This is a genomic window from Gardnerella swidsinskii, from assembly GCF_003397705.1.
GTDB lineage: Bacteria > Actinomycetota > Actinomycetes > Actinomycetales > Bifidobacteriaceae > Bifidobacterium > Bifidobacterium swidsinskii.
In genome coordinates, this window is sequence record NZ_QJVB01000002.1 from 117,350 (window position 1) to 130,932 (window position 13,583).

Annotated in this window: 13 protein-coding genes and 1 pseudogene; 5 read left to right on the forward strand and 9 right to left on the reverse strand. The window is 41.6% G+C overall.

Features of this window, described 5'->3' with window-relative positions:
• Positions 1-92: 92 nt before the first annotated feature.
• The gene (locus tag D0T18_RS02795) at positions 93-1,274 is read right to left on the reverse strand and encodes a metal ABC transporter substrate-binding protein (RefSeq protein ID WP_116440441.1); all 1,182 of its coding nucleotides are present in this window, start codon (positions 1,272-1,274) and stop codon (positions 93-95) included.
• 472 nt (positions 1,275-1,746) lie between these two features.
• Between D0T18_RS02795 and D0T18_RS02800 the strand changes: the two genes are divergently transcribed.
• From D0T18_RS02800 to D0T18_RS02815, 4 genes are all read left to right on the forward strand, one after another.
• Positions 1,747-2,868, forward strand: coding sequence for an ADP-dependent NAD(P)H-hydrate dehydratase (locus tag D0T18_RS02800; protein ID WP_116440442.1), 1,122 nt, complete (start codon positions 1,747-1,749; stop codon positions 2,866-2,868).
• Between the two features lie 98 nt (positions 2,869-2,966).
• Positions 2,967-3,617, forward strand: a complete 651-nt coding sequence (locus tag D0T18_RS02805) for an HAD family hydrolase (RefSeq protein ID WP_116440443.1) — start codon at positions 2,967-2,969, stop codon at positions 3,615-3,617.
• Positions 3,618-3,797: 180 nt separating this feature from the next.
• Positions 3,798-4,730 carry a LysR family transcriptional regulator gene (locus D0T18_RS02810; protein WP_116440444.1) on the forward strand — a complete coding sequence of 311 codons (933 nt, stop codon included), beginning with the start codon at positions 3,798-3,800 and terminating at the stop codon, positions 4,728-4,730.
• Positions 4,731-4,865: 135 nt separating this feature from the next.
• Positions 4,866-5,315, forward strand: coding sequence for a Panacea domain-containing protein (locus D0T18_RS02815; protein ID WP_012914224.1), 450 nt, complete (start codon positions 4,866-4,868; stop codon positions 5,313-5,315).
• A gap of 198 nt (positions 5,316-5,513) precedes the next feature.
• Here the strand turns inward: D0T18_RS02815 and D0T18_RS02820 are convergent, their stop codons facing one another.
• The 3 genes from D0T18_RS02820 to lepA are packed head-to-tail and all read right to left on the reverse strand — an operon-like array spanning position 5,514 to position 9,226.
• The gene (locus tag D0T18_RS02820) at positions 5,514-5,969 is read right to left on the reverse strand and encodes a tripartite tricarboxylate transporter TctB family protein (RefSeq protein ID WP_116440445.1); all 456 of its coding nucleotides are present in this window, start codon (positions 5,967-5,969) and stop codon (positions 5,514-5,516) included.
• A 57-nt stretch (positions 5,970-6,026) separates the two neighbouring features.
• The gene (gene hemW / locus D0T18_RS02825; protein WP_116440446.1) at positions 6,027-7,349 is read right to left on the reverse strand and encodes a radical SAM family heme chaperone HemW; all 1,323 of its coding nucleotides are present in this window, start codon (positions 7,347-7,349) and stop codon (positions 6,027-6,029) included.
• Positions 7,346-9,226: a translation elongation factor 4 gene (gene lepA, locus D0T18_RS02830; protein ID WP_116440447.1), complete on the reverse strand. Its 1,881-nt coding sequence runs from the start codon at positions 9,224-9,226 to the stop codon at positions 7,346-7,348. Before lepA ends, hemW begins: the two co-directional genes overlap by 4 nt.
• A 262-nt stretch (positions 9,227-9,488) precedes the next feature.
• Here lepA and rpsT point away from each other — a divergent pair, with 262 nt between their 5' ends.
• Positions 9,489-9,749: a 30S ribosomal protein S20 gene (gene rpsT, locus D0T18_RS02835; protein WP_004106518.1), complete on the forward strand. Its 261-nt coding sequence runs from the start codon at positions 9,489-9,491 to the stop codon at positions 9,747-9,749.
• Between the two features lie 97 nt (positions 9,750-9,846).
• Here rpsT and D0T18_RS02840 read toward each other — a convergent pair whose 3' ends face one another.
• From D0T18_RS02840 to D0T18_RS02860, 5 genes and pseudogenes are all read right to left on the reverse strand, one after another.
• A complete protein-coding gene (locus D0T18_RS02840) occupies positions 9,847-10,125 on the reverse strand; it encodes a hypothetical protein (protein ID WP_033888441.1) in 279 nt (92 codons plus the stop codon).
• A 1-nt stretch (position 10,126) separates the two neighbouring features.
• Entirely contained in the window at positions 10,127-10,684 is a 558-nt protein-coding gene (locus tag D0T18_RS02845) for a hypothetical protein (protein ID WP_012914229.1), read from the reverse strand.
• Positions 10,685-10,993: 309 nt separating this feature from the next.
• A pseudogene (locus D0T18_RS02850) lies at positions 10,994-11,389 on the reverse strand (transposase-like zinc-binding domain-containing protein); the annotation flags it as partial.
• Positions 11,390-11,543: 154 nt separating this feature from the next.
• The gene (locus D0T18_RS02855) at positions 11,544-12,257 is read right to left on the reverse strand and encodes a trimeric intracellular cation channel family protein (protein WP_041160500.1); all 714 of its coding nucleotides are present in this window, start codon (positions 12,255-12,257) and stop codon (positions 11,544-11,546) included.
• 140 nt (positions 12,258-12,397) lie between these two features.
• The gene (locus D0T18_RS02860; protein ID WP_004108753.1) at positions 12,398-13,567 is read right to left on the reverse strand and encodes a branched-chain amino acid aminotransferase; all 1,170 of its coding nucleotides are present in this window, start codon (positions 13,565-13,567) and stop codon (positions 12,398-12,400) included.
• Positions 13,568-13,583: the final 16 nt, after the last annotated feature.

The window sequence follows — 13,583 nt, forward strand, 5'->3', positions numbered from 1 at the left end:
GTATTCGTAACAGTAACTTCTTGCTTTCGCTATTAAACTTTCGCTATTAAAGTTACTGTTACGATACTATTATTTTTACTGTTATTTATATGTTACTTCTTCAATGCAGTCTTAACTGAATCTGGAAGTTCAGGAACCTTACCATTCCAAGCTTTCACCAATGTTTCAACATTGTGAACAATGGAACCAATGTAAGTTTCGCCGGCAGATCCGACTGGTCCAAGCGAGTCTCCATAAAGTGCGTCGTCGCCAATAACAGCCTTTACTCCTGCTGCTGCAGCAACAGCTTTAATAGACTTGGAATTGTTAGAATTCTCAGCAAAAATCGCAACAGCTCCGGACTTCTTGACATCTTCTGCAGCTTTCTGAATATGATCTGCAGTAGCATCCTGCTGGCTGTTGAAATCAGAAAGTGCTGCACCAATGAACTTCACATTGTAGTCACGAGAGAAGTAACCGAATGCATCGTGAGAAGTGAAGAGAACACGATGCTTTTGTGGCACACTATTCAAAGCTTTAGTTGCCCAAGCATCCAAATCAGTCAAAGACTTAACGAACTTTTCAACATGCTCATCGAAAATAGATTTGCTCTTAGGAAGAGCTTTTCCGAGGAAATAACCGATATTCTTAACCTGAATCATCGTGTTCTTCGTGCTGGTCCAAATATGTGGATCGTACTGGAATTCAGGCTCTTTCTCGCCTTCTTCTGGAGGGAATGGCCACTTTTCAGCATGCACCTTAGCGATACCGCGATCAACCTTGTATGGAAGATCCTTTTCCTTAGCAGTTTCAGCCTTTGGATCCTTGATTTCGTCAGCAGTGAGAATACCGGAAGTTACACCCATAGTGCCCTTAAAACCGGTAGCTTTCACAGCTTGATCCAAGAAGTGCTCGAGATCTACACCAGAAACGAGCATCAAATCAGCCTTAGAAAGAGCTTTAGATTGAGCTGGAGTCATTTCATGCTCATGAGCAGAAGCGTTTGGCGCAAGCAAGCAGGTCAAATTAATTGTTGACTTTGCTTTGTCTTGAGGAGCTCCGATTACAGACTTCTTGCCCTGAGAATCAGTCTTATTGAGACTCAATCCAGATTTTGCGTCAGCAGTTGAAGCGATTTGAGTTACGTAATCGCAAATTTGAGTTGTAGTTGCCACTACATTTACTTGATTGCCCTTCGCCTTATTTTCGGCATTTTTTGCAGAGCCGCAAGCACCCATAGAAGTTGCTAATAATGCAACCGCAGCTGCAGTTGCGAAAATTCGTGAAGTTTTCACACTCGTTCCTTTCGGGAATCTTTAACTGTTATTGCATGGGTTGATTGTGAGAGGTACTCATGAAAGCTATTCATGAAAAAAATAATCATTCGCAATAACGCTTATAGCATAAGAAAAATATGCGTGACGGTCAATAAAAAATGTGAAAAAATATAATTATTTTTGCAAAAATGCGTTTCGTGAATTTTTCATCTGCTATAATGCAAAATTTCAAAAAAGACCATGCTGCTTTCTGCTTTATCTTGCATTAAAAAACGTTAATATACCAACGAAAAAATAAATGTGATTATAACATTTGGACAAATTTATTAATCAGGCATTTTTGTTTATTTTTTACGCAAAACTAGTAGCGACACGCCATAATATTCACGACACGCAGAATAACAAAAAAATTACAAATATTTTCAAAATGTTTACAAATTGTAACAATACATAAGTTTAGACAGTAATACACATGTTTATCCAACTCTGCATGTGCTTAACGACGATTACACTTAATACTATGTTTGGCAATACAGATGGTATGAATTACATTGCAAAACCTGACAGTTCGCACACTGACGATAAAAACTCTGCAAATAATGAAATATCAGTAGATATTCATCTTGCTTCCACATCATTGCGCACGCCTCATGCAAGCGATAATAAATATTCAAGAGGCGTTTTAGGCGTAATTACCGGTTCAAACGACTATCCCGGAGCAGCAGTGTTAAGCACAAGCGCTGCAATACATGCAAATATTGGAATGGTTCGTTATTCAGGTCCTCTTCGTGCACAAAATTTAGTATTGCAAGCATCACCTGAAGTAGTAGCATACGAACAATTAAACGGAAAAATCGACGCAATAACAGTTGGATGCGGCATACCAGACGAAAGCCATTGCAACGACGAAACGGCTTTATCTCAAAGAAAATACATTGCTAGCATACTTGCACAATACTCCAACGGAACCTACAACAGAACCAACAATGCTGAAACGCAATTGAATAACAATCTTCCGCCAATATGCGTAGATGCTGGAGCATTAGACTTACTACCAAAACAAGTTTGCGAAAAAGTGGTTCTCACACCTCATGCAGGAGAATTAAGCTCGCTTTTCACTAGATACGATTTAGAAGTAAGCGCACAACAAATAGCCAGCAACCCAACACACTACGCTCAAAAAGCAGCAAATCTTACTGGAGCAACTGTGCTTCTTAAAGGCGCAACAACAGCAGTTGCTTCACCATCAAAATTGCACTCTCCTATTTATATTGCACAATACGCTCCATCTTGGCTAGCAACTGCAGGCTCAGGAGATGTGCTAGCAGGAATTCTAGGAGCATTGCTGGCTCAGCACGAAAAAGATAACGAAAACGACAACAACGACAACTCGAACAACAAAAATTACGCACTTATTGCAGCGAGCGCAGCTGTGATTCATGGAGTTTGCGCAGTATTTGCGTCACGCAGTAGCGGAGGAAACAATTACACTCAACTAGTGCAAGACATAGTGAAATCAAAGCGTGCTTTAACTTTGGAACATCCAATTGTGGCAAGCGACATTATAAATGCATTACCGCATGTTCTTGGGATTCTTATTAATATAAAGTAGCGCGCGGAATAATATCAGCAGTGTGCAAAATTAACGCATGAAACAAAATACGCGAATGTAAAATAACGTATGAAACAAAATAGAAGGAGTAGAAATAAATGACTAACGTACAAAATATTGAGATTCATGACGTCATGTTTGACTATTGCAAAGTTCTACTCGAATGGAATTGCCGAAACTGTTTGCAAAAGCAGTTCCCGAATTTAGTTGATACTATTTGCCCTAATGGAAGCTTTGGAAAGAACGATTTAGCCGGGTTCTATGAATTTGAGGACCGCATGGATGGCGGCGAGCTTTTGAAAGATCTTATGCCTGAATACGAACGTCGCTTTGGAAGCGAACTTGCTGAGGCTTTCCGTTGGTATTGCGCTCATTATGACCAAGTTTTGACACGAATGATGCCTGGAATGGTTGATTTATTGCATGATTTACGTAAAGCTGGATACGGCGTATGGGGCTTAACAAATTGGTCTAAAGAAACTTTCCCACTTGCGTTACGCAAATTCCCAGAACTTTCTACTCTTTTGCAAGGAACTATTATTTCCGGTGTTGAGCATTTGCATAAGCCAGAACCGGAAATTTTTGAACTTGCTATAAGTAGATTTGGATTAAAACCGCAAACAACTGTTTTCTTCGACGATAAGCCAGCAAATATTGATGGAGCTCATAGAGTTGGCATGCATGGATTTGTTTTTACAACTGCAGAGCAAGCGCGTAAGGATTTAGCTTCAGTAGGAGTAAATCTTTAATAATTGCTTAAATATTTAGCTTATACTACTAAAATCATATATAAAACTATGGTTATGTGGAACTATGGTTATGACAACTAAAAATTAGGTTATGCCTATACCTTTTGCTAGATTCGTTAGCGGCTCATTTATGTGATTTTTGATGATTATCGTAACTTTTAGCTCACGAAAGAAGCTCGTATGACTTTGCTACAACTGAAGTATATTGTAAAAATCGTTGACTGCGGTTCAATGAATGAAGCAGCACGAGCACTATATATTTCACAACCAGCATTGAGCTCTTCTGTAAAAGAGCTTGAAAGAGAACTTAACATTGAAATTTTCACTAGATCCACTCAAGGAATTGCATTAACAGCTGATGGAGCTGAGTTTTTGACGTACGCTCGACAAGTAATTGAGCAGGCGGATCTTCTTGAAGAACGCTACAAAAGTACTAAACCTCGCCCACAATTATGCAGCGTTGCAACACAACACTACATGTTTGCTGTTGAAGCATTCGTCGATATGATTCGCAGTATTCATTCTAACGAATACGAGTTTTCAATTCGCGAGACGCGCACAAAAAATATCATTAAGCAAGTAAGCGATATGCGCGCAGACCTTGGAATTCTTTATCTTTCTGACTACAACAAGGATGTAATCGGCAAGCTGCTTCGTGAAAAACATTTGGAATTCCACCCGCTTTTCCGAGCAAAATTGCATGTTTTTCTTTCTAGAAATAATCCGCTTGCAGTGCGAAAAAGCTTGAGCTTGGAAGATTTGAAACCGTATCCGTTTATTCAATACGAACAGGGAGAAGAAGGAAGTTTCTTCTTCGCAGAAGAAGCGGTTTGGCCTACTCGCCCACCGAAAAAGATCAACGTTTCTGACCGCGCTACTATTTTAAACTTTATTATTGGGTTGAATGGTTACACTGTTTGCACTGGAATAGATAACGGCGATTTAAACAATGAAAAAATTGTCACTATTCCGCTTGAATGTGATGACACTATGCTTGTTGGCTGGATTACCAACGAGCGCACGAAGCTTTCAAGAGCTTCACTCGCTTATCTTACGCAACTTAAATCTGTGCTTGTAAGACATGGCTACGCGCTTATAGATTCACAAAATTAACGCAAGCCAAAAACTAGACGCAAGCAAAAACTACGCATAATAAAAGTTGTCCACATTTCTTTAATCGAATTGACGCTCACTTTTTCCATTCATAAAATCGCTATTAATTTGTTGCAAAGAAAAAGGAGGTGCGTGATGGGCATTATTAATGTAGCGGCAAAAATATTGGAAATTATGGGACCAATGACAACTATGAAGCTGCAGAAGCTTGTGTATTATTCTCAAGCGCACAGCTTAGCTACAACTGGATTGTCACTATTTCCGGAAGATTTTGAAGCTTGGACAAACGGCCCAGTTTCATTGGAATTATTTAACAGGCATCGAGGAAGATTCACAATTCGCAAAGAAGAACTACTGATTTCTCTTCCAGAAAGATGTGCAACTTTAGAATATGAGCAGGTCAAGATTATAGAGGAAGTGTGCGCAAAACTTGGAAATCTTACAGGAAATCAGCTCAGCGAAAGAACGCATAAAGAAGATCCGTGGATTCGCGCGAGAATCGGCATATCTGCAAATCAAGGCAGCGAGGAAATAATTTCCAAGAAGTCAATGCGAGATTATTATTTGAAACATCCGATTGCGTAGTAGCAAAATCCTTCTTGAAAGAGCACTCGCTAAAAAGTACGTAATCGCAATAGACATAACAGGTAGAAAGTGCAACATACAAAAAGCAGAGAATACACAATGCACAAATTGTAACACACAAATAATTAAGGCGAGCACGTTGTTATTAGCAAGTGCCCACCTTAATCATTAAAAAACATTCTTATTTTATAAGTACATCTAAATCGCAGTGCCGTGCTCGTCAAGGCGCGGATTCTGCCTAGAATTACTAAAGCTAAAGAACAAGCCAAACACGCCTAACGCAAACAAAACAGAAACTACCACAACAAGCACAATAGGCTGGCTAGGAAGCCACATAATCACCAAGAAAGCAAGCGCGGAAAGCAAAATCACAGCCCAGGAAAACACTCCGACAACTTTACGAACAACATTCCAAGTATCATCGCCAACCTGAGATCGCTTAACATTGCGAGCCAGTCTCTCCTCCTCAGCTGTCACGTTAGAAGTTGGCTTCCAAGGACCAGTTCCACTCTCTTGAAGTCTTCTAGAGCGTTCTTGTAAATTGTATTCGTCAATCATGCCTCCGCGAGCGCGACCTTTTGTTTCATCATATTGAGAAGGAATCCCCTTGCGGCTCTGCCTTTCCTTCGCGCGACGCTCTTTGCGGTTTGCCATGATTGTTCCTTTCTACATTGAATTTTCGTATATCAAGCATTTATGACACAATACGCACTATTTTAGCACGGTAAGGCCTTCTTCACACGCGTCGACAATTCTTTCTATTAATAAATCGTTGAGCAGCCTACCTTTGCGTGTTGCGATAATGCGATTTTCTTGCAACACTGCCAAATCTTCCTTACACACTTCGCGTAACACTTTTTGCAAATGCGAATCATCGAACACCTTATTAGTTTCGCGCATCTTTTCGCACAATTGCAAAATATTAAGACCTTCTTTAATGCGAAGCCCAAGCATTACTTCTTCAATAAGCGCATCTTCAGCATTTATACACTCGTAGTTTTGCCACGGCACATTTCCAAGATTTATAGCATGCGCCCATCGTTTTGGGTGCAAAATATCCCATGAGCGAAGGTTATAAAACTCGTTTGGATTAGTTAAAGAAGCACTATCATCCATGCTTTGTTTACTAATACGATTGGCAGCATTGTAATGCGAATGTGCTCCAGGACCAATTCCAGCCCAATCAATATTTCGCCAGTAGCCAAGATTATGTTGAGATTCAAAACCCAGACGCGCCCAATTAGAAATCTCGTACCATTTTAATCCAGCAGAGTTAAAAAGTTCGTCTGCCAACTCGTATTTTTGAGCTTCATCGTCATCGTCTGGAGATGTAATAATTCCTTTAGCGATTTGACGACCCATTTTCGTGCACGGCTCTACCGTTAGCGCGTATGCAGAAATATGATTAACCCCCAGACTCAAAGCCATTTCTACCGACTCTCGCCAATCATCCAAGCTCTCCCCTGGAGCTCCATAAATCAAGTCAACGCTTGAGCGCAAACCGAATGAATTTGCTGCTTTTACACCACGAGTCACATTTTCTGGAGTATGCGTGCGGTCAAGAGTTTTAAGAACATGCGGAACAGCCGATTGCATTCCAAAAGATATTCGAGTAAATCCACCTTCTGCAAGCGTTTCAATATACTTTTCATCTGCAGTATCCGGATTTGCTTCAGTAGTTATTTCCGCTCCAGCTTTCAATCCCCACAAGTTACGTATTTCTTGCAAAATTTGCACTAAATCTTGCGCTTTAAGAACTGTTGGAGTGCCGCCGCCGAAGAAAACAGATTGCGCTTTAGGCTCGAAAATTCCGTGATACTCCTGCCATTTTTTTACAAGTTGCATTTCACGAATCGCAACATCAGCATAACCTTCGCGACTTGCTCCCTCCCCTAAATCACGCGCAGTATACGTATTAAAATCGCAATAACCACAGCGACGCAAACAAAACGGCACATGCACGTACACTTCAAAAGGCATACTTTTAGTTTGCATAGCTGATTTATTTAATTCAGCATCCAACTCTAAACTCATCCCTCGGACTTTTGTGCTGCACGAATCTTATCTTTAGTATCGCGATCGTTCGCACTCTCGTCTGTAGCTAATGCAGCAACAAATGCTTCTTGAGGAACTTCAACATGGCCGAGCATCTTCATGCGCTTCTTACCAGCCTTTTGCTTTTCGAGAAGCTTACGTTTACGCGTAATATCGCCGCCATAGCATTTAGCGAGCACATCTTTTCGAAGAGCGCTAATAGTCTCGCGAGCAATAATTCTAGAGCCGATTGCCGCCTGAATTGGAATCTCAAACTGCTGGCGAGGAATAAGACCGCGAAGCTTCTTAGTCATCATAACGCCGTAAGAATAAGCCTTATCGCGGTGCACAATTGCGCTAAAAGCGTCAACCTTATCTCCCTGAATAAGAATATCAACTTTCACAAGGTCGGCAGCTTGCTCGCCATCCTCGTGGTAGTCGAGAGAAGCGTAGCCTTTTGTGCGACTTTTAAGCTGATCGAAGAAGTCAAAAACGATTTCTGCAAGAGGAATCCTGTAATGCATTTCCACGCGGTCGGCACTAATATATTCCATTGTGCCCATTTCTCCGCGATGATCTTGGCACAAATCCATTACAGCACCAATAAACTCTTTCGGAGTGATAATATCTGCAGCAACCATTGGCTCAATAATGTGCTTAATCTTGCCTTCTGGAAACTCGCTAGGATTTGTTACGTGATGTTCTTTACCATCTTCGCTAGTGACGTCATAAGTTACGTTAGGAGCAGTGGAAATAAGATCCAAGCCAAACTCGCGGCTTAAGCGCTCTGAAACAATCTCCATGTGTAGAAGACCTAAGAATCCACAACGGAAACCAAAGCCCAACGCAACAGACGTTTCTGGCTCGTAAATAAGAGCTGCATCATTAAGTTTTAGCTTGTCGAGAGCATCTCGAAGATCTGGGAATTGAGCGTTATCAATTGGGAAAAGACCTGCGTAAACCATAGGTTTAGGGTCGCGGTAGCCATCCAAAGGCTCAGATGCAGGATTTACGGCGCTAGTAATAGTGTCGCCGACTTTAGATTGACTCACGTCTTTTGCGCCTGTAATTACGTAACCTACTTCCCCAGCTCCAAGCGCCTTTGTTGGAGTCATATCTGGGCTAATAACGCCGATTTCAATAGGATCGTGCGTCATGCCGATTCCCATCATATGCAATTTTTCGCGCGACTTAAGTTCGCCATCAACCATACGAATATAGGTGACAATTCCGCGATACGAATCATATACTGAATCAAAAATGAGCGCGCGAGCAGGAGAATCAGGATTTCCGCTTGGGGCTGGAACTTCCAGCACAATTTGATCAAGTAAGTCTTTAACACCTTCGCCGGTTTTACCAGAAACGCGCAACACGTCCTCCGGCTTGCAACCAATTAATCCAGCTATTTCTTCAGCATGCTTGTCTGGCTCTGCGCTTGGCAAGTCGATTTTGTTAAGCACAGGAATAATCGTCAAATTGTGGTCGATTGCCATATAAAGATTAGAAAGCGTTTGCGCTTCAATGCCCTGAGTTGCGTCAACAAGCAGCACCGCACCTTCGCATGCTGCCAGCGCGCGTGAAACCTCGTAAGTAAAATCGACGTGACCAGGAGTATCAATCATGCCAAGCGAATACTCTTTGCCTTCAAAAGTCCACGGCACTCGAACAGCCTGAGATTTAATAGTAATACCGCGCTCTTGCTCAATATCCATGCGATCCAAGAAACGGTCTCGCATTTCACGCTCTGGCACGATTCCTGAAAGTTGTAAAATGCGGTCAGCTACAGTAGACTTGCCGTGATCGATATGCGCAATAATGCAGAAATTGCGTATCAACGATTGATCCGTAAATCCTGGCTGGTTATGCGGTGTAATCAAGGCAAATATCTCCTTTTAAGAATGCGAATACATGAAAACATGCAAACATAAATCAAGCACTATAACTAATCAATATTAGCAAATCTACTACCTTAGCGTAAAGTGCAAAATACGAAAGTTATTTATTAAATAGCATATTCAATAAGTTTTTAATTAAACCAACAATAACAAATTAATTATATAAACTACTATATTTATCTAATAAGCATGATACACTTATCATTTGTATGTCCTTATATAGCAAACGTCGTTTGGAGTAACAGTGGCAAACATTAAGTCGCAGAAAAAGCGTGTTCTCACTAACGAGAAAGCACATAAGCGTAACGTAGCAGTAAAGTCTGCTTTGAAGACTGCTATTCGTGCTACTCGTGAAGCCATCACCGCTGGTGATAAGGCTGCAGCGCAGGCCGCTTTCGCAGTAGCCGCTAAGAAGCTTGACAAGGCTGCAGGTCGTGGCGTGATTCATAAGAATCAGGCTGCAAACCGCAAGTCTGGTCTTGCTGTAGCGATTAACGCTCTGTGAAGTTTGTGCAGGTAACTGCATAACACAGCATGTAAGGAAAATCCCCAGTACCAATCGGTGCTGGGGATTATTTATATCACTCTATCGGCAACGTAATTTAGACGATATACGCCAATACGAGTACCACTACGAGTATAACTGCCACGGCAGCAGCAAACACCACGTAATCCATCGGCTTCACATGGTGATGCTGCAACAATGCATGGCATACAAACGCTGCGATCAGCAAGATTACCCCTGAAATAGCATTGGCATACCAAGGTAAATGATTGATGCACGAGAAAACAACACTCGTCAGCCAAATGGTAGCAAACGAAGCAAGCCATGACCGATGCCCTGTTGTGGCATGCTTCTTCGAAATAGTTGCATCATCCATATTAACACCCCAATGCTGCTGTCAAAGTGCCACCTGCAGCGCTACAAGCTATATCAGCCGAAACACCAGCAATTGGTGACGCCAATCCAGAAATACCAAGTGATAATGGAGTACAAACTGTTGCATCCCATAAAACATTCCATCCCACACCAATCCATTTAGGAATACAATGATGTTTCTTTCCACCACGTTCTAAAGCTGTCTCTAAGGAAACAGTAGGAGCAATCCTATGAAGAACTTTGCTATAACCAAAATCAACATGCTGCCCGTCATGAACTGTTAAATTGATAGTTGCTATAGTATGATTTGTTGCATCTCTCCAAGTAGCTATATTATTCTTTACTACGATAGTATCACCAGCTAGCGTATGCACATTCAATCCTTGTCCAGATACTGGAACAATTGAACGTCGACCATCTGGAGAACGCAATCCTCTCATTTCAGACTTAAAATTCCCATATTGTGATGTTGATTGAACTGCAAAAGATGGAGTTGCAAACACCATACTTCCAAGTAATGATGCTGCAGCTATTAACAATGAACTAACTTTCTTCATCATAAGATGACCTCTCTAATATTGGCCTTATCAATTAGTGAGTAAGCGTATTCCAGTAAACAGCATGTTGGCCAAACATGTGGTGAGTGATTCACGTTGTTATGCTCACAAGGCGATAATATAATACTTGATTGATAGAAACGCCGTCATAATCAGGTAAGCGGCAAAAGTGTGTCTGTAAACGTGTTTATTCAGGCGTGTCGTTAGTGTAGTGTTCCTTTTCTAATTGATATATCTGGGTAGTAATCTGCCCTACATAAGTCAAAGCTTGTATCGAAACCCGAAGACCCAATTGATTGCTGGTCATCAATAATTTTCTTTGTTACACCATTGCAAAGCAATAACTTTACCCTTGCTTGCCGCGGTTAATAAACACCACCCGTATGGAAGGTATGTTCCATCGATTTGAACATAGTCATAAATTTCGCCTGTCTCGGGTAATTCTGGTTTAACATTCCAATACCATTCAATCCGATATCGCCATGTTCTATCAGAACCACTAGGACAGGCTTCACATTGAGTCTGGTTTCCCATAATCCAATGAATGAATTTATCAAATTGTGCTACATGCGTAATATCTTCACGTTTCCTTGTAAAAGACATTCCACATGCAGTACATCTCCAACGGATAGCACCTTTACGTGTTCTACCATTTCTCTTCATTGAATGAGAGCATATTGGGCAGCGTTTACTACTTAATCTAGGCATGTATTAAGCACATCGCACGCCTTATACCTCTATTTGTTTTCAATGTCAAGTAATACTAAATGTTAAGCTTTTTAGCTTAATGACAGCGAGCTTCCCTTGGTATTTCAACGAAAACTCGGGTTTTTAGACACACTTTTTTGCCGCTTACCCAATATTAACGATGACGACGATTATTAATACGACGAATACGAGGACGTCTAACCTTAATAGGTTCCGTGCGGTTCATTGCTCCAAATAAAGTTAAATCTAGTTTCACAGACAACAAACGCATTGCAACAACAAGAGCAACAATAAGGACATCAAGCAATATTTCAACAGTTAAACCAAAATAACCTGCATGCCTTGCTTTTACAACAAAAACGGTTAGTACACATCCCACTGAAGCAGGGAAAGCGTACCAATGCTTATCCCGCACAATAACAGGAACTTGGTTCAAAATCATGTCGCGAATCAAACCGCCTCCTAAAGCAGTTGCCATTCCTAAAAATACTGAAGCCATACCAGACATGTGGAAATCCAAGCCTTTTGCTGTGCCATTCACCGCAAACAAACCCAATGCCAAAGCATCAAGCGTAAGCATAAGCCAACGCCATTTATCAATCTCAGGGTGAGCAACAGCCACAATAACACCAGAAAGCAAACCTGTAATAACAAAACCACGATCAGCAATACCAACAGGCGGCAATGCTCCAAGCAACACATCACGAACAATACCGCCACCCAATGCAGTTATCCAAGACGTAGTAATAATCGCAAAAACATCATAATTCTTACGAATAGCCCACATGCCGCCAACCATGCCACAACATCCCATAGCAACATACTCAACTATAAGAAAAAAGATGTTATCCCCTAACGCACCTTCCAAAGCATTTCCCTTCAAATAAATTCACCAAAACACTGCGCGCATAACAAACAAACGCGTTGTACTCTATACGATATCTAAATATAGAGTACAACGCGCCATAAGCAACATTAGATTAGATAATATTAACTAACTTATATAAATCAGTCGCAAACTTTCCACATCCAGTTATGCTTATCTTCGACATCACCGAGTTGAATGCCAAGTAACTCATCGCGCAAAGCCTGAGTCAACTCACCAACACCACCATCGGCAACCTTAAGATCGAATTCATCGGACTTAAAGCGACCAATTGGCGTAATGATTGCAGCAGTACCGCAAGCAAAGACTTCAGTAACCTCGCCAGAACGAATGTCGTCAAGCAACCCTTGAAGAGGAATCATGGTTTCAACAACCTTATGTCCTGCTTCCTCAGCAAGCTGAATCAAAGAACGACGCGTAACGCCAGGAAGAATACTGCCAGTAAGAGATGGAGTTTCCAAATGGCCATCCTTGTGGAGTGCGAACATATTCATGCCACCAAGCTCTTCCAAATAAGTCTTAGTTGCAGCATCGACGAAGCACACCTGCTCGCAACCGTGCTCAATACCCTTGTATTCACCAAGCAAGGAAGCAGCGTAATTTCCACCGCACTTAGCAAAACCAGTACCACCAGGACCAGTACGGAACCACTGATCTTCAACCCAAATGCTAACAGGCTTCAAACCACCCTTGAAGTATGGGCCGGATGGAGAAGCGATAACACAGTATTCAACTTCGTGAGCTTCGCGCACACCGAGGAACGGCTCGGAAGCAAACATGAATGGACGCATGTAAAGCGTATACTCTCGACGGCTCGGAACCCATTGCTTATCTCGCTTTACCAAGGCTGCAACCGATCCAATAAAATCATCAATAGAGAGTTCCGGCAAATACAAACGCTTAGCAGAATTTTGGAAACGAGCAGCATTAATATCTGGGCGGAAAAGCCAAATAGAGCCGTCGGCGCGCTTATAAGCCTTCAAACCTTCAAAGCACTCCTGAGCATAGTGCAACACAGATGCACCTGGATCCATTTTCAATGGACCATAAGGCTCTACACGACGATCAGACCATCCTTCGCCTTTAGTCCAAGACATATGAACCATATTGTCGGAGAAAATCTGACCGAAAGCAGGCTTATCAATAAGTTCGTTGCGCTTTGCGTCCGAAACTGGATTATCATTCGGCAGAACTTCAAAGTTGCCAGCCAATTTGTTCAACAGAGTTGTATCGCTATGATCATAAGACTCATAAGCGTCAGAAAACTCTGGAGCTACTTCTAAATCAGCCATTATGTCTCTTTTCTAT

Bases quoted from the DNA above. Each gene is read 5' to 3' on its own strand.
- D0T18_RS02800 (WP_116440442.1), top strand. From the start codon at position 1,747: ATGTGCTTAACGACGATTACACTTAATACTATGTTTGGCAATACAGAT.
- D0T18_RS02805 (WP_116440443.1), top strand. From the start codon at position 2,967: ATGACTAACGTACAAAATATTGAGATTCATGACGTCATGTTTGACTAT.
- D0T18_RS02810 (WP_116440444.1), top strand. From the start codon at position 3,798: ATGACTTTGCTACAACTGAAGTATATTGTAAAAATCGTTGACTGCGGT.
- D0T18_RS02815 (WP_012914224.1), top strand. From the start codon at position 4,866: ATGGGCATTATTAATGTAGCGGCAAAAATATTGGAAATTATGGGACCA.
- D0T18_RS02820 (WP_116440445.1), bottom strand. From the start codon at position 5,969: ATGGCAAACCGCAAAGAGCGTCGCGCGAAGGAAAGGCAGAGCCGCAAG.
- hemW (WP_116440446.1), bottom strand. From the start codon at position 7,349: ATGAGTTTAGAGTTGGATGCTGAATTAAATAAATCAGCTATGCAAACT.
- D0T18_RS02840 (WP_033888441.1), bottom strand. From the start codon at position 10,125: ATGGATGATGCAACTATTTCGAAGAAGCATGCCACAACAGGGCATCGG.
- D0T18_RS02845 (WP_012914229.1), bottom strand. From the start codon at position 10,684: ATGATGAAGAAAGTTAGTTCATTGTTAATAGCTGCAGCATCATTACTT.
- D0T18_RS02860 (WP_004108753.1), bottom strand. From the start codon at position 13,567: ATGGCTGATTTAGAAGTAGCTCCAGAGTTTTCTGACGCTTATGAGTCT.